This window comes from Kineococcus sp. R86509 (genome assembly GCF_042466365.1).
Classification (GTDB): domain Bacteria; phylum Actinomycetota; class Actinomycetes; order Actinomycetales; family Kineococcaceae; genus Kineococcus.
Map to the genome: position 1 here is coordinate 4,105,493 of NZ_JAXHCE010000001.1, position 16,022 is coordinate 4,121,514.

The following is a 16,022-nucleotide window of genomic DNA, read 5'->3' on the forward strand; positions in this document are numbered from 1 at the left end:
CCGCGCCATCACGTCACCGGCCGGTCACCGACTCGTCACCTCCGTTCGTGTGTCGGGCAGCGTGTTCGCCCCCGTTCGCCGGCCTGCGGGGGATAGCGTCGGCTTCAGCCGGGTGGCGTCCGCCACCCGCTCGGGAGGTCGCCGTGCGTGCTGTCCAGCGCAGCGGGGAGGCCCGGTCCCGGGCCGCCCGCAGGGTGACCTGAGGTCCCGGTCCGCCGCTGCTGAAGGGGGGTCCGGGCGTGGACGCGCTCCGGGCTCCCGAGAACGGGAGACGTTCGTGGTCACCAGCTCCAGCCCCGCCGCGCCGCACACCGCAGTCCCGACCAGCGGGAGCCCCGCACGTGCCGGGGCGGTGAAGCCCGATCCGACCCGCCGGACCTTCGTCCTGGACACCTCCGTCCTCCTCTCCGACCCCGCCGCCCTGACCCGCTTCGCCGAGCACGACGTCGTCCTGCCGCTCGTCGTCGTCAGCGAGCTCGAGGGCAAGCGCCACCACCCCGAACTGGGCTACTTCGCTCGCGAGTCCCTGCGCCGCCTGGACGACCTGCGGGTGGAGTTCGGCCGCCTCGACGCCCCGATCCCCGTCGGTGACCTCGGCGGGACGCTGCGGGTGGAGCTGAACCACTCCGACGTCTCGAGCCTGCCGTCCTCGCTGCGCAACGGTCCGCTCGCGACGGCGGGGGACACCCGCATCCTCGCCGTGGCGCGCAACCTCGCCGACGAGGGGCACGACGTCACCGTCGTCTCCAAGGACGTCCCGCTGCGCATCAAGGCGTCCGCGGTCGGGCTGACCGCCGACGAGTACCGCGCCGAACTGGCCCCCGACTCCGGCTGGACCGGCGTGGTGGAGATGACCGCCACCGCCGAGGAGGTCGCGACCCTCTACGAGAACGGCGTCCTGGAGAACGCCGAGGTCCGCCAGCTGCCGGCCAACACCGGTGTCGTGCTGTCCTCCCCGCGTGGGCACGCGCTGGGCCGCGTCACCGCGGACAAGCAGCTGCGGCTGCTCAAGGGCGACCGCGAGGCCTTCGGGGTCCGCGGTCGCTCGGCGGAACAGCGCATCGCCCTCGACGCCCTGCTCGACTCCACCGTCAGCATCGTCTCCCTCGGCGGCCGGGCCGGGACGGGGAAGTCGGCGCTCGCGCTCGCCGCGGGGCTGGAGGCCGTCATGGAACGTCGCGAGCACCGCAAGGTCGTCGTGTTCCGCCCGCTCTACGCCGTCGGTGGCCAGGAACTGGGCTACCTGCCCGGCAGCGAGGCCGAGAAGATGGGGCCCTGGGGCCAGGCCGTCTTCGACACCCTCGAGGCGCTGGTCTCCCCGCACGTCCTCGAGGAGGTCGTGGAGCGGGGGATGCTCGAGGTCCTGCCCCTGACCCACATCCGTGGGCGGTCGCTGCACGACTCCTACGTGGTGGTCGACGAGGCGCAGTCGCTGGAACGCAACGTCCTGCTCACCGTCCTGTCCCGCATCGGGCAGAACTCCAAGGTGGTCCTGACCCACGACGTCGCCCAGCGCGACAACCTGCGGGTCGGGCGGCACGACGGGGTCGCCGCCGTCGTCGAAGCGCTGAAGGGGCACCCGCTGTTCGCCCACGTGACCCTCACCCGCTCCGAGCGCTCGCCCGTCGCGGCCCTGGTGACGGAGCTCCTCTCGGACTTCGGGGCCTGAGAGGACGGGAGTGACGGGCGGTTCCCGCCACAGGCTCGTCCAGGTGACGGGAACCATCCGGGCGCTCATAGCGTCAAACCCCCCGATAGGGGTACGAACCGTGTGAGATGTTCCACAAAAGTCTACGGATCGTTGCAGTCACGTGACCTCACCGTGACGAAACGGGTGATCGCGGTTTGCTTCGACCCCCGTCCGCGGGGCACCGTCCTGGTCGACAGCACCTCCTGAGCGCTCGACCGACCGGACGCACGCAGCGTCCGACGGGTCGACCGGGTCCCACGGCGACGTTCCCAGCGGAACGACGCGACCCGACGCGGGAGGTGGACGTGCTCGACCGGGCGTGGGCCGGGCGATCGTCGGAAGGCCCGGCTTGCCGCCCCACCGCACCAGTGAGCTCACGGACGAGCAGACCCCCACCACCGCACCGAGCACCCGCAGGGAACGCCGCGCTGCTCCGACGCGTCGGCGCTTCGCCTGGGTCGCAGCCCCCAGCGTCGTCGCGGTCTCCGCGTGCGTCCTGGCCGGCGCCGCCCTCACGTCGGGTCCGGCACCGAAGGCCGAAGCGGCCGTCCCGGACCGCATCCTGCAGGCCGCCGAGGCGCAGCGTCAGACGGCGACGTCGACCGCGTGGTTCGAGCAGGCCGGTGTCCGCGCGGGCAGCGACCAGCGCGTCGCCCAGGAGCAGGCGGCCGCGGAGGCCGCTGCCGCCGCCGAGGCCGAGCGCCTCGCGGAGCAGGCCCGCCAGCAGGCGGCCGCCGAGGCCACCCGCAACGCCCAGCGCGACCCGCAGTCCATCGCCAGGATCATGGTCGCCGACCGCGGCTGGGGCGAGGAGCAGTTCTCCTGCCTGGACTCGCTGTGGACCAAGGAGAGCGGCTGGGACTACACGGCCGACAACCCCGGCTCGAGCGCCTACGGGATCCCGCAGGCCCTCCCCGGCTCCAAGATGGCCTCGGTCGCCGCGGACTGGCAGACCAACCCGGTCACCCAGATCACCTGGGGCCTGAACTACATCGAGAGCCGCTACGGCTCCCCGTGCAGCGCCTGGTCGCACTCGCGGTCCAGCAACTGGTACTGAGTCCGACCCGCTGAGCCCGACCCGCTGAACCACCCGTGACGCCCGACCCGCCCGGAGACTCCGGGCGGGTCAGCCGTCGTGGTGGACGGAGGGTCGGCCGCCGCCGCAGGGGCACCGGAACAGCCCGCAGAGCGCGCGGACGACGTCGTGCTCGTGGCGCACGGGCTCGGGGAACCCCGCGCGCAGCGTCGTCGTCCCGGAACCGATCGTCGCCAGGACGTCCAGGCCGTAGCGGTCGACGCCGACCACGGCGACCTCGCGGGTCTCACGCGCCTGCTCGGCCGGCAGGGTGTCGAGCACCCAGCCGACGAGGGCGTCGCGGTGCTCGTCCTCCAGGTGGGCGACGATCCCGTCCTCGTCGTCGTAGAGCGGGTCCGGCGCGGCCGCGGTGAACTCCTCGTCCTCCAGCAGGTGCACGCCCGTGGCCGTCGTGACCCGCACGTCGGCGACCTCGAGGCGCCAGACGAGCCGGGTGCTGCCGACGTCCAGCAGGGCGCCGAGGGGCCGCACGGCGGCCGCGGTCTGGGCCACGCGCCGTTGGTCGGCGGGCAGGATCGACTCGACCCAGCCCGTCACGCAGAGCCGCGCACGGGGCAGGGCGGCCTGCCCCGGCGGCACGTCGAGCACGTCGAGGACGGCGGGGACGCCGCTCCAGCGGGCGTCGGTCTCCAGGTCGAGCAGGCGCCGGTGCAGGGCGGAGCCGTCCTCCAGGAGGAGCAGTAGGCCGCCCCAGGCGTCGGTGAGGTGCTGCACGGGGTAGGCCTCGGTGCGCGACGGCGCGGCCCGGCCGCGCCGCTGCGGGACGGCCTCGGCGAAGACCTCGGCCTCGTCCGTGCCGTGGCGGTGGTCGTGGCCCTCGTCCGGGTGGTGGGGGCAGCCCTGGTGGGTGCGCGGCAGGTGCAGCGTCCCGGTCACCGTCCCGACGGCGAGGGTGCGCGCCCACTGCGCGGGGGAGGGCCGGGTGAGCGCGCCGGGGGTCGGCGGGGCCTCCGTCGTCGGAGGCACCCCCTCGGAGGCCGTAAGGTTGGAGGCGGTGCGTTCCGAACCCCCCGATCCTCGGGGGGCTGGTGCCGTGGTCGGCTGGGTCCCCTGGATCCGGTGGTTCACAGTGCCTCCTCGTTGCGCGATCGTCCTGACCCTCTCGAGTGCTTCTCGACTGAGGACAGGCTCACCTTACGATCAGGAGAGTGGAATGAACAACGCCCGACCCAAGGTGCGCATCAGCCGCGCACTCGGGGTGGCCCTCACGCCGAAGGCCGCCCGCTTCATGGACCGCCGTCCGTACCCCCCGGGCATGCACGGCCGCAAGCAGAAGAAGGCGTCGGACTACGCGACGCAGCTGCGTGAGAAGCAGCGTCTGCGCTTCCAGTACGACGTCAGCGAGACCCAGCTGCGTCGTGCCTACGACCTCGCCAAGCGCAAGCCCGGCAAGACCGGTCAGAACCTGGTGCAGTTGCTCGAGACGCGTTTGGACGCCGTCGTGTGGCGTGCCGGCTTCGCCCGCACCATCTACCAGGCTCGCCAGATGGTCACGCACCGCCACATCGTCGTCGACGGTCGCCGCGTCGACCGTCCGTCGTTCCGCGTCGTCGTCGGCCAGACGATCGAGGTCGCCCCTCGCTCGAAGACCAAGACGCCGTTCATCGTCGCCCGTGAGGGCGGCTGGAGCGACAACGAGATCCCGGGCTGGCTGGCCGTGGAGCGCGAGGACCTCACCGCCACGGTGAACGCCCTCCCGGTCCGCGAGCAGATCCCCGTGACCTGCGACGAGCAGCTCGTCGTCGAGTACTACTCGCGCTGACCTGCCGCACCCTTCTCAGGGCGTCGATCCCCCCGGGGGTCGGCGCCCTGCGTCGTTCCCACCTGCTGCCCGAGGTCGTCGCCGACAAGGGCGAGCTTCGCGATCGCGGCCAGGGAGAACTGGGCGGCGTCGTTCGTCGACAGGGTAGGCGCCTCGTCCGCGGCCCGGAACACCTCCGGGGGTTCGAGGTGGACCCGGGCGAAACCCTCGTCGCGGAGGAACTCCCGCTGCGGTGGAACCCCGAGCGTCGCCCCGGTGGGCAGTTCCGCCGGGGGCTCGTCGTCGATCCAGCGCAGCGGGATCCGGTGCATCACAACCTCGGGGAACCGCGGTGCGCGAGCGAGGCCTCGTCGAGGTCGAGCTGTTCCAGCGCCTCGCGCACGGCGTCCTCGGTGAGTTCGCCGTTGTCCTCCGCGCTGAGCAGCGCGCCGCGCTGGGCCGCGATCATCCGCCGGCGCACCTCGACGCTGCGCTTCGCGATCCGACCCGTCCCCTCGTTCTCCTCCTGTTCCGAGGCGCGGACCTGCGCCAGCCGGTCGGCGCGCTCCAGGAGGGCGTCCACGACCGCGCGTTCGCTCGGGTCGGTCGCCTCCTCGCGGGCGCTGCGGAGCACCTCGAACATGGTCTGCCGGGCGACGTCACGGGCCTTGTGGCGCTGTTCCGCGCGCCAGTGCTGCTCCTGGGAGGTGTCGAGGTCGAGACGGCGGATGAGCGGCGGCAGGGTCGACCCCTGCAGCAGCAGGGTGCCGACCGCGACGACGAACGCGAGCACCTGCAGGTCGGCCCGGTGCGGGAACGACTCGGGGATCCCGGCCGCGGCCGCCAGCGTCACGACCCCGCGCATCCCCGTCCAGGCGATGACGACGTCCTCGGCCACGGTGAAGTGCTGACCACCCGCGGAGAACCTGCCGTGCAGCACGTTCCGCATGAGGAAGCCACCGGCCACGACCCAGACGACGCGGACGAGGACGACCGCGGCCAGCACCACCAGCCCCGCGACGAGCAACGACCAGGCCCGGGCGCCGTCGGTCACGGCGTCCTGCAGCAGGAAGTGGAACTGCAGGCCGAGGTAGGCGAAGACGAAGGCCTCGAGCAGGACGTCGACGATGTTCCAGACCTCGCGTTCGGAGAGCCTCGTCGCGTAGGCGGCGGCCAGCGAGTGCCGGGACAGCACGAAACCCGCGGTCACGACGGCGAGCACCCCGGAACCCTCGACGGCCTCGGCCACGGCGTAGGCGGTGAACGGGAGCAGGACGGCGAAGGCCGTCATGAGCGAGGGTTCGCGCAGGCGGGCTCGCACCCCCGCCGCGAGGTGGCCCAGCGCCCACCCCACCGCGAGCCCGATCGCGGAGGTGACGAGGAAGAACAGGAACGGGTTCTGCACGATGTCGTCGTTGTCCGCCGAGGCCGACGCGATCGTCACCGAGAACAACGTGAGGGCGGCCGCGTCGTTGACGAGGCTCTCGCCCTTCAGCGTGTCGAGCACCCGCGACGGCAAGCCCAGCCGCCCGCCGATCGCGACCGCGGTGACGGCGTCGGGTGGGGAGACGACGGCGGCCAGCACCAGGGCCATCGACAGCGACACCCACGGGATCATCAGGCTGGCGACGAACCCGACGACCGCGGTCGTGACGACGACGAGCAGCACCCCGAGGTTGGTGATCGAGCGCCACCGGCGCACGAAACCCCGCCAGGAGAAGTCCTGGGTGGTCGAGAACAGCAGTGGCGGCAGGACCACCGAGAGGATGACCTCGGGGGAGAGTTCGAGGCGCGGCAGACCGGGGACGAAGGAGATCCCGGCCCCCGCGAGGGCCAGGGCCAGGGGCGCCTGCCACCCCCGCCGCGCGGCGACGATGGTCAGCGCGAGCGCGGCCAGCATGACGACGAGGACCTGGGCGAACACCCCGCGATCCTCCCGCGAGGACCGAGCCGACGACCAGCGGGCCCGGTGCTCGGGCAGGCGAACCCGCCCGAGCGCCGGCGCGCGTCCAGGGTGGGTCAGGGATGGGTCATGGACATGACGTCGAGGGCCCGGTCGAGCTGCTCCTCGGTGACCTCGCCGCGTTCGACGAACCCGAGGTCGATCACGGCCTCGCGCACCGTCGCCCCCGTGGCGACGGCGTGCTTGGCGACCTTGGCGGCCGCCTCGTAGCCGATCACCCGGTTCAGCGGGGTGACGATCGAGGGCGAGGACTCCGCGAACCGGCGGCAGGCCTCGACGTCGGCCTCGAGTCCGTCGATGGTGCGGTCGGCCAGCAGCCTGGAGGCGTTGCCCAGCAGCCGCGCGGACTCGAGCACGTTGCGCGCCATCACCGGGATCTGGACGTTGAGCTCGAACGCGCCGCTGGCGCCGGCCCAGGTCACGGTGGCGTCGTTGCCCACGACCTGCGCGCAGATCATCAGCGTCGCCTCGGGCACGACGGGGTTCACCTTGCCGGGCATGATCGAGGACCCGGGCTGCAGGTCGGGCAGGCGGAGTTCGCCGAGACCCGTGCGGGGACCGGACCCCATCCAGCGCAGGTCGTTGCAGACCTTGGTCAGGCTGACGGCGACCACCTTGAGCGCACCGGAGAGCTCGACGAGCGCGTCCCGGGCGCCCTGGGACTCGAAGTGGTCCTCGGCCTCGGTGAGCGGCAGTCCGGTGTCCGCGGCGAGCAGTTCGATGACCCGCTGCGGGAAACCGGGCGGGGTGTTGATGCCGGTGCCGACGGCCGTGCCCCCGAGCGGGACCTCGGCGACGCGGACGACGGTGGCCTCGACGCGCTCGATCCCGCGCTTGACCTGCGCGGCGTAGCCGGCGAACTCCTGGCCCAGCGTCACGGGGGTCGCGTCCATGAGGTGGGTGCGCCCCGACTTCACGACGTCGGCCCACTCGTCCGCCTTGCGGCGCAGCGACGCCTCGAGGTGGCGCAGGGCCGGGACCAGCTCGTTCACGACGGCGGCGGTGGCCGCGACGTGCACGGACGTCGGGAACACGTCGTTGGAGGACTGGGAGGCGTTGACGTGGTCGTTGGGGTGCACGGGGGAGCCGAGGCGCTCCGTGGCCAGCGTCGCGATGACCTCGTTGGCGTTCATGTTCGAGCTGGTGCCCGACCCCGTCTGGAAGATGTCGACGGGGAACTCCGCGTCCCAGCGCCCGGACGCGACCTCCTCGGCCGCGTCGGCGACGGCGCGGGCGAGGTCCTGCTCGAGGACGCCGAGCTCGGCGTTGGCCAGCGCGGCGGCCTTCTTGATGCGGGCGAGCGCCTCGATGTGGGCGCGTTCGAGGCCCGTCCCCGACAGCGGGAAGTTCTCGACCGCCCGCTGCGTCTGGGCGCGGTACTTGGCGGCGATCGGGACCTTGACCTCCCCCATCGTGTCGTGCTCGATGCGGAACTCGGTGTCGTGTGCTTCGGTGTCGGACGCCTGGACGGGGGCTTCACTGGCCATGACCCCATCCTGCCGGGTCAGGAACCGGCGGCTGCAGCCGGTGGCGGGGATCACGGGTAGCTCACGATCCGCAGACACCGTGATCTCCCACGTGCAACCTGTGGACAGCAGGTGTAGAGATGCTGCACAGCAACAACGGACGATGGGGTCGAAGGAGGGGCTGTGACATCCCGAAGGCGCATCCGGTGGACGGCGTTGGGCGCAGGCGCCCTGCTGGCCGGGAGCCTCGCCGCGTGCGGGGGATCGAGCACGGCGTCGGGTGCTCCGACGCTCAACTGGTACGTCAACCCCGACAACGGGGGGCAGCAGAAGATCGCCCAGGACTGCAGCGCGCAGTCGAACGGTCAGTACTCCATCGAGGTGTCCATCCTGCCGAGCGACGCCGCCCAGCAGCGTGAGCAGCTCATGCGTCGCCTGGCCGGGAACGACACGTCGATCGACATGATGAGCCTCGACCCGGTCTTCGTTCCCGAGACGTCCGAGGCGGGTTTCCTCGCCCCGGTTCCCGAGGACTTGCAGCAGAAGTGGTCCGACGGGGTCGTCGAGGGCGCGGTCACGGGCGCGACCTGGAAGGACCAGCTGGTCGCCGCCCCGTTCTGGGCGAACACCCAGTTGCTCTGGTACCGCAAGTCCGTCGCCCAGGCCGCGGGCCTCGACATGACGAAACCCGTGACCTGGGACCAGCTCATCCAGGCGGCGAAGGCGCAGAAGACCGCCATCGGCGTCCAGGGCCAGCGCGCGGAGTCCATGACGGTCTGGGTCAACGCGATGATCGCCTCCGCCGGGGGCAAGGTCATCGAGAACCCCGACGCGAAGGGCCCCGACATCAAGCTCGGGCTGGAGTCCGACGCGGGTGAGGCGGCCGCCAAGGTGATGCAGGACATCACCGCGGCCGGAGTCGGTGGGCCCGGGATCGACAACCGCGACGAGGCCGCGACGGCGAACCTGTTCCAGCAGGGTGGCGCGGACTTCATGGTGAACTGGCCGTTCGTCTACGCACAGGGCAAGTCCGCGGCCGACGAGGGCACGATGGACCAGGCGATCTTCGACGACTACGGCTGGACGACCTACCCCGCCATGGCGGAGGGGAAGGCCGCCGCACCGCCGCTGGGCGGGATCGACGTCGGTGTCAGCGCGTTCAGCGAGCACAAGGACGCCGCGTTCGCGGCGGTGTCCTGCATCGTCTCGGAGCAGAACCAGGCCGCGTACATGGTCTCCGACGGGAACCCGGCCGCGCTGGAGTCGGTCTACGACGACCCGACGGTCCAGGAGGCGTACCCGATGTACGACACCATCCGCACCTCCCTGCAGGCCGCGCAACCGCGACCGCAGACCGCGTACTACAACGAGGTCAGCCAGGGCATCGCCGACCAGTGGCAGCCGGTCTCCGGCGTCTCGGACAGCACCCCCACCTCGTCGCAGAAGTACATCGGCGAGGTCCTGAAGGGGGAGAAACTGCTGTGAGCACGACGGAGACCCGTTCCACGGGAGGGGTGTCGGTCACCAAGCAGGTGTCCGGCAAGCCCCTCATGACCGACAAGACCCGCGCCGAGGCGCGACTCGGCTGGTACCTCGCCGGTCCCGCGTTCGTCATCCTCGTCGCCGTCACCGGCTACCCGATCCTGCAGGCGCTCTACGAGTCCCTGTTCAGCTTCCGCCTGACCGCCCCGGCCGACCGGGAGTTCATCGGCCTGAAGAACTACGGGGTCATCCTCAGCGACAGCCTGTGGTGGAAGGCGCTCGGCAACACGGCGATGATCACGGTGTTCACCGTCGCGGTCGAACTCGTCATCGGGTTCGCGCTCGCCATGGTCATGCACAAGGTGCTCGGCTGGCTGCGCCCGATCGTGCGCACGGCCATCCTCATCCCCTACGCCGTCATCACGGTCGTCTCGGCCTACGCCTGGCAGTACGCGTTCGGGCTGACGACGGGGTTCATGAACAACGTGCTCGGCCTCGGCGACTACGACGTCTTCGCGCACAAGTGGAGCGCGCTGGCGGTGATCTGCCTCTCCGAGATCTGGAAGACCACCCCGTTCATCTCGTTGCTGCTGCTGGCCGGCCTCGCCCAGGTCCCCTCGGACATGACCGAGGCCGCGAAGGTCGACGGCGCGACGGCGTGGGAGCGGCTGTGGAAGGTGACGCTGCCGAACATGAAGGCCTCGATCATGGTGGCCCTGCTGTTCCGCGCGCTCGACGCGTTCCGCATCTTCGACAACGTCTACATCATGACCAACGGCGCGGCAGGGACCGAGACGGTCTCCTCGCTGGCCTACAACCAGACGATCAGCCGGCTCGAGATCGGTCTCGGGTCGGCGGTCTCGGTGTTGTTGTTCGTGTGCGTCCTGGCGATCTGCTTCGTCGCTATCAAGGTGTTCAAGGTCGACCTGGCCCGGGCGAGAGGGGAAGGCTGATGGGTGCGATGTCCACGAAGGAGAAGACCGGCTGGTACGTCGGTGCCCTCCTGATCGTGCTGTACGCGATCGTGCCGGTGCTGTACATCGTCTCGATGAGCTTCAAGTCCGAGACGGCGCTCAGCGACCGGCAGTTCTTCCCCTCGGACTGGACCTGGACGAACTACTCCGGGATCTTCGCCGGGAACGGGTCCGACCTGTTCCTCCCGGCCCTGCGGAACTCGATCATCACCTGCCTGGTGGCGACGCTGATCGCCGTGGTGCTGGCGATGTTCGCGGCCTACGCCATCGCCCGGCTGAACTTCCCGGGCAAGCGAATCGTCCTGACCAGTGCGCTGGCCGTCGCGGTGTTCCCGGTCATCACGATGGTGACGCCGCTGTTCAACCTGTGGCGCCAGATCGGCCTCTACGACACCATCCCCGGCCTGGTGATCCCGTACCTGGCCCTGACGCTGCCGATCTCCATCTGGACCATGTCGGCGTTCTTCCGCGGGATCCCGTGGGACATGGAACAGGCGGCCCAGGTCGACGGGGCGACGAACTGGCAGGCGTTCCGCAAGGTGATCGTCCCGCTGGCGGCCCCGGGGGTGTTCACGACGGCGATCATCGCGTTCTTCATCGCCTGGAACGACTTCGTGTTCGGGATCTCGCTGACCTCCACGAAGGCGGCGCAGCCGGTGCCGGCCGCGCTGTCCAGCTTCACCGGGTCCAGCTACTTCGTGCAGCCGACGGGCGCCATCTCGGCGGCCGCCGTCATCGTCACCATCCCCGTCGTCATCCTCGCGCTGGTCTTCCAGCGCCGCATCGTGGCGGGTCTCACCAACGGCGCCGTGAAGGGTTGATCAGCAGATGGCTCGCATCGAACTGAAGAACATCGTCAAGCAGTACGGCGACGGGTTCCCGGCCGTCAACGACATCAGCCTGGACATCGCCGACGGGGAGTTCGTCATCCTCGTGGGACCGTCCGGCTGCGGGAAGTCGACGCTGCTGCGGATGATCGTCGGGCTGGAGGACATCACCTCCGGGGACCTGCTCATCGACGGCAAGCGCGTCAACGACCTGGCCCCGCGCGACCGTGACCTGGCGATGGTGTTCCAGAACTACGCGCTCTACCCGCACCTCACGGTGGGGGAGAACATCGCCTTCCCGCTGCGGCTGAACCACTCCAAGGTCCCGGAGAGCGAGATCAAGGAACGCGTCCAGCGGGCCTCGGACATGCTGGAGCTGAACGAGCACCTCGACCGCAAACCGGCGAACCTCTCCGGTGGCCAGCGCCAGCGCGTCGCGATGGGGCGCGCGATCGTGCGCGACGCGAAGGCCTTCCTCTTCGACGAACCCCTCTCGAACCTGGACGCGAAGCTGCGCGGTCAGATGCGCACCGAGATCGCCCGCATGCAGCGGTCGCTGGCCACGACCACGGTCTACGTCACCCACGACCAGACCGAGGCCATGACCCTCGGTGACCGTGTGGCCGTCCTGCGCAAGGGGATCCTGCAGCAGGTCGCGAGCCCGCGGGAGCTCTACGAACAGCCCGTCAACCTCTTCGTCGCCGGGTTCATCGGCTCGCCGCCGATGAACTTCCTGCCGGCGCGGGTGGAGGGGGACGTGCTGAAGCTCCCGTTCTGCGACGTCCCGAAGCCGGCCGCGGTGGGGGCGGAGCACGACGGCAAGCTGCTCATCGTCGGAGTGCGCCCGGAGCACTTCGACGACGCCGACGTGACCGACGCCCCGGCGGGGGCGATGACCTTCCAGGCGCAGGTCGACGTCACCGAGTGGCTGGGCAACGAGCTCTACGCCTACGTGCCCTTCGAGGCGGCCGACGAGACGAAGCAGCAGCTCGCCGAGCTCGACCGCGAGCTCGACGGGGAGAGCATGCGCAGCCAGCTCGTCGTCACCCTCGACGCCATGAGCAGCGTGCGCGACGGCGACACCGCGGAGCTGTGGTTCGACCCGCAGCGGATGCACGTCTTCGACCCCTCCAGCGGCGCCAACCTGACGCGCGACGAGGCGAAGGCGAAGAAGATCGGCGAGCAGTCCGAGGCCCTGCGCAGGCGTTCCCTGGAACGCGCCCAGAAGAACGCGCAGAAGACCCCCGCCCACGCCTGAGCCCCGCCCGTGATCTTGCTGGGGGCCCAGCAAGATCACGGGTGGGTGGCGTTGAGTGATTGCGAATCACGCTGCGTCGATAGTGGCGTGGCGCAGCCCGGGGCTGCCGGACGCGCCCGCCTCGCCCGGATATCGTGCGCACGAGTCCTCCACGCGGGAGGGCGGTCGCACGACGGAGGCCGGTGAGGGTGACGGACGCACTCGCCCTGCCCACGGAGGACCAGCGGCGCACCGACGGGCTCGCCCTCGTGCAGGACCCCGCGGAGGGCCTCTCGGTCACCGTCCGCCGCGGGCTCGAAGGGGCCCCCGTCCCGGAGTGGCGCGTGCTGGCCACCCGCGCGGGACAACCCCCCTTCACCGGCCCGGACTGGTTGCGCGCCGTCCACACCCACCTCGGCGTGGGCGAACCGCTGCTCGTCAGCGTGCGCCGCGACGGGCGGCTGCTGGCCTTCGGCGCCTTCGCCCTCCTCGGGGGACCCCGGCCGCTGCTCACCTTCCTGGGCTCCGGCGCCAGCGACTACGCCGCCGTCCTGGCCGACCCGGACGCCGGCATCCCCACCGGGCGCCTGCTGGCGGCCGTCGTCGACGGGGCGGTGCGCGAGGCCCCCGGCGCCGTGCTCGACCTCGAACAGGTCCCCGCCGAGGGGGAGCTGCCCGAACTCCTCACCGAGTGGGCCTACCGCCGCGGCTACGCCGTCCGCACCCTGCCCCAGGCGACGGTGCACGCGCTGGAACTGCCGGAGACCGTGGCCGAGCACGACGCCGCACTGGGGCGTCACGCCCGGCACGAGGAACGGCGGCAGTGGCGCCGCCTCGCCGAACTCGGGGACCTCGTCGTCGTCGACGACCTCCTCGACGGCCTCTCCGACCTGCGCGACCACGACCCGGACGCCGCCGCCGACCGCCTCGACGAGCTCGTCGCGGAACTGGCCGAGGTCGACGACGCCCACCCCCGGGCCGCCTACCGGCGGCGGCCCTGGCGCGGGGCGTCGGGGCGCACGCTGACCGAGGTCCTGCGCACCACCCCCGCCGGGGTCGTGCAGCTCTCCGGGTTGCGCCTGGACGGCGAGCTCGTCGCCTACGCGTTCTGCCTGGCCGGCCCGAAGGCCCTGCACGGCTACGTCCAGTCCTACCGGGCCCGCTACGCCGCCACCGGCCCCGGCTCGCTGCTGCTGCTGCGCATCCGGCGTCGGGCCCTGCTCAGCGGGTACCGGGAACTGGACCTGCTGCGCGGGGACGAGGCCTACAAGCGTCGCCTGGAACCGACGACCCGGCACACCGTCCGGTTGCTGCTCGCCCCCGCCACGCGAGAACTCCTCCCCGGGCTGGTGGACCGGATCAGCCTGCTGCGCCGCACCTACCGCGACGAGCTGCGCCGCAACGAACGGCTCGGCCGGGGCTTCGACGCCGTCAGCGGGGCCGCCGAACGCCTGCGCGGCGACCTCGCCCGGCGGCGGGCGGCGCTGCCCTCGCCGAAGTTCCCCAGCCCGAAGCTCCCCAGCCTGACCCTTCGCCGTCCGAGCCTTCCCAGCCTGACCCTTCCCAACCCGAGGGAGACGCTGCGCACGATCCGGCGCCGCCGCGGCTGATCAGCCCGCGAGCTCCGCCCGGGTCGGCGGGTTCGCCCCGGCGCGCGAGCAGGTGATCGACGCCGAGCGGATCGCCGTGGCCACCAGGGCCTCCAGCGTCCCCAGCCCGAGGTGGCGCAGCCGCGGCAACCCCTGGGCGCCGAGCAGGTCGTGCTCGGCCAGGGCGTGCAGCAGCCCGGACATGAACGCGTCCCCCGCCCCGACCGTGTCGACGACGTCGACCTTCGGGGCCGGGACGTGCAGCGTGCCCGCGCCGGAGACGGCGATCGCCCCGGCACCCCCACGGGTCACCACGACCAGGGCGGGGCCGCGGGTCTGCCAGCGGTGCGCGACCACCTCCGGGTCCTCACCGGGCAGCAGCCACGCGAGGTCCTCGTCGGAGGCCTTCACGACGTCGGCAGCGTCGACGAACCGTTCCACGAGGGCCAGGGCCTGCTCGCGGGAGTCGAAGAACGACGACCGCACGTTCGGGTCGTAGCTCGTCGTCGCCCGGCCGCGGACCCTGCGCAGCAGCTCCAGCACCGTCTCCGCGCCGGGGGAGACCGCGGCGCCGATGGACCCGGTGTGCACCAGGGCGACGTCGTCGGGGACGGTCACCTCGGGGACGTGCCAGACCAGGTCGAACTCGTAGCTCGCCTTGCCCTCGGCGTCGATCTCGGCGCGCGCCACGGAGGTCGGGTCGTCGTCCACCGTGCCCGGGAACAGCTGCACCGCAGCCTGTTCCAGGTGGCTGCGGAGGAGCTCGCCGTGCGCGTCGTCACCGAACCGGGTGAGCAGCGTCACGTCGTGCCCGAGCCGGCCCAGACCGTAGGCGACGTTCAGCGGCGAACCGCCCGGGTGCTCGGCGGTGGCCGAGGACCCGGCGGCGTGCACGACGTCGACGAGGGCCTCTCCGACGACGATGGTGGAGGGGCCCCCCATCAGCGCGGTCCGGTGAAGTCGACCGCGGAGTACGCGCGCAGCTTCGAGAGCTTGTGCTCGCTGTCGACCTTGCGGATCGTGCCGGACTTGCTGCGCATCACGATGCTGGACGTCGTGATGGTGTCGCCGAGGTAGCGGACACCGTCGACGAGCTCGCCGTCGGTGATGCCGGTGACGACGAAGTACACGTTGTCGCTGTTGACCAGGGCCTGGGTGTCGAGCACGGCGTCGAGGTCGTGCCCGGCGTCGAGGGCCTTCTGCTTCTCGTCGTCGTCGCGCGGCCACAGCTTGCCCTGGATGGTGCCGCCGGTGCAGTGGATGGCGCAGGCGGTGATGATCCCCTCGGGGGTGCCGCCGATGCCCAGCAGCAGGTCGACACCGGTGCCCTCGCGGGCCGCCATCACGGCGCCGGCGACGTCGCCGTCGGAGATGAACTTGATGCGGGCGCCGGCGTCGCGGACCTCCTCGGCCAGCTTGGCGTGGCGGGGGCGGTCGAGGATGCAGACGGTGATGTCCTCCGCGGAACGCTTCTTGGCCTTGGCCAGGCGGCGGATGTTCTCCTTCACCGGCAGCCGGATGTCGACGACGTCGGCGGCCTCGGGCCCGGCGACGAGCTTGTCCATGTAGAAGACGGCGCTCGGGTCGTACATCGTGCCGCGTTCGGCGACGGCGAGGACGGCCACCGCGTTCGGCATGCCGCGGGCGGTCAGGGTCGTGCCGTCGATGGGGTCGACGGCGACGTCGCACTCGGCGCCCGTGCCGTCGCCGACGCGTTCGCCGTTGAAGAGCATGGGGGCGTTGTCCTTCTCGCCCTCGCCGATCACGACGGTGCCGTTCATGCTCACGGTCCCGATGAGGGTGCGCATGGCGTTGACGGCGGCGCCGTCGGCCTTGTTCTTGTCCCCGCGCCCGACCCAGCGGCCGCCGGCCATCGCCGCGGCCTCGGTGACGCGGACGAGTTCCATGGCGAGGTTGCGGTCGGGAGCCTCGGTGCCGACGGCCAGCGCCGGGGGGA

Annotated in this window: 14 protein-coding genes; 8 read left to right on the forward strand and 6 right to left on the reverse strand. The window is 71.6% G+C overall.

All coding sequences use genetic code 11. The annotated features are described in order from the left end of the window. Window positions 1-277 precede the first annotated feature (277 nt). Together SJY07_RS20070 and SJY07_RS20075 are read left to right on the forward strand one after the other, a co-directional pair. Window positions 278-1,669: a PhoH family protein gene (locus SJY07_RS20070; RefSeq protein ID WP_380161332.1), complete on the forward strand. Its 1,392-nt coding sequence runs from the start codon at window positions 278-280 to the stop codon at window positions 1,667-1,669. 370 nt (window positions 1,670-2,039) lie between these two features. Then, window positions 2,040-2,747, forward strand: a complete 708-nt coding sequence (locus tag SJY07_RS20075; RefSeq protein ID WP_380161333.1) for a lytic transglycosylase domain-containing protein — start codon at window positions 2,040-2,042, stop codon at window positions 2,745-2,747. Between the two features lie 69 nt (window positions 2,748-2,816). Here the strand turns inward: SJY07_RS20075 and SJY07_RS20080 are convergent, their stop codons facing one another. Beyond that, window positions 2,817-3,752: a DUF2470 domain-containing protein gene (locus SJY07_RS20080; RefSeq protein WP_328292446.1), complete on the reverse strand. Its 936-nt coding sequence runs from the start codon at window positions 3,750-3,752 to the stop codon at window positions 2,817-2,819. 187 nt (window positions 3,753-3,939) lie between these two features. On the opposite strand from SJY07_RS20080, the gene rpsD reads away from it, so the two are divergent. Next, complete coding sequence (gene rpsD / locus SJY07_RS20085) at window positions 3,940-4,548, forward strand: 30S ribosomal protein S4 (RefSeq protein WP_328292445.1); 609 nt, start codon at window positions 3,940-3,942, stop codon at window positions 4,546-4,548. Here rpsD and SJY07_RS20090 read toward each other — a convergent pair. The 3 genes from SJY07_RS20090 to SJY07_RS20100 all read right to left on the reverse strand — a co-directional run bounded on the left by SJY07_RS20090 (window position 4,536) and on the right by SJY07_RS20100 (window position 7,977). Then, a complete protein-coding gene (locus SJY07_RS20090) occupies window positions 4,536-4,859 on the reverse strand; it encodes a hypothetical protein (protein WP_328292444.1) in 324 nt (107 codons plus the stop codon). The two genes, rpsD and SJY07_RS20090, sit on opposite strands and share 13 nt — an antisense overlap. Further along, window positions 4,859-6,451, reverse strand: coding sequence for a cation:proton antiporter (locus SJY07_RS20095; RefSeq protein ID WP_380161334.1), 1,593 nt, complete (start codon window positions 6,449-6,451; stop codon window positions 4,859-4,861). Before SJY07_RS20095 ends, SJY07_RS20090 begins: the two co-directional genes overlap by 1 nt. Before the next feature lie 95 nt (window positions 6,452-6,546). Further along, window positions 6,547-7,977, reverse strand: coding sequence for a class II fumarate hydratase (locus SJY07_RS20100; protein WP_380161335.1), 1,431 nt, complete (start codon window positions 7,975-7,977; stop codon window positions 6,547-6,549). Between the two features lie 162 nt (window positions 7,978-8,139). Here SJY07_RS20100 and SJY07_RS20105 point away from each other — a divergent pair, with 162 nt between their 5' ends. The 5 genes from SJY07_RS20105 (at window position 8,140) to SJY07_RS20125 (ending at window position 14,086) form a co-directional block, all read left to right on the forward strand. After that, complete coding sequence (locus SJY07_RS20105; RefSeq protein ID WP_380161336.1) at window positions 8,140-9,441, forward strand: extracellular solute-binding protein; 1,302 nt, start codon at window positions 8,140-8,142, stop codon at window positions 9,439-9,441. Window positions 9,442-9,506: 65 nt separating this feature from the next. Beyond that, window positions 9,507-10,391: a carbohydrate ABC transporter permease gene (locus SJY07_RS20110; protein WP_380162427.1), complete on the forward strand. Its 885-nt coding sequence runs from the start codon at window positions 9,507-9,509 to the stop codon at window positions 10,389-10,391. Window positions 10,392-10,399: 8 nt separating this feature from the next. After that, window positions 10,400-11,233: a carbohydrate ABC transporter permease gene (locus tag SJY07_RS20115; RefSeq protein ID WP_380162429.1), complete on the forward strand. Its 834-nt coding sequence runs from the start codon at window positions 10,400-10,402 to the stop codon at window positions 11,231-11,233. A 7-nt stretch (window positions 11,234-11,240) separates the two neighbouring features. Further along, window positions 11,241-12,497 (forward strand): sn-glycerol-3-phosphate ABC transporter ATP-binding protein UgpC, encoded by a 1,257-nt coding sequence (locus SJY07_RS20120; protein ID WP_328292438.1) that lies wholly within the window; start codon window positions 11,241-11,243, stop codon window positions 12,495-12,497. 188 nt (window positions 12,498-12,685) lie between these two features. Continuing rightward, window positions 12,686-14,086, forward strand: a complete 1,401-nt coding sequence (locus tag SJY07_RS20125) for a GNAT family N-acetyltransferase (protein WP_380161337.1) — start codon at window positions 12,686-12,688, stop codon at window positions 14,084-14,086. Here the strand turns inward: SJY07_RS20125 and SJY07_RS20130 are convergent, their stop codons facing one another. Next, a complete protein-coding gene (locus tag SJY07_RS20130; RefSeq protein WP_380161338.1) occupies window positions 14,087-15,007 on the reverse strand; it encodes a carbohydrate kinase in 921 nt (306 codons plus the stop codon). Continuing rightward, window positions 15,007-15,972 carry a class II fructose-bisphosphatase gene (gene glpX, locus SJY07_RS20135; RefSeq protein WP_380162431.1) on the reverse strand — a complete coding sequence of 322 codons (966 nt, stop codon included), beginning with the start codon at window positions 15,970-15,972 and terminating at the stop codon, window positions 15,007-15,009. The genes SJY07_RS20130 and glpX overlap by 1 nt, the downstream gene beginning before the upstream one ends. Window positions 15,973-16,022 lie beyond the last annotated feature (50 nt).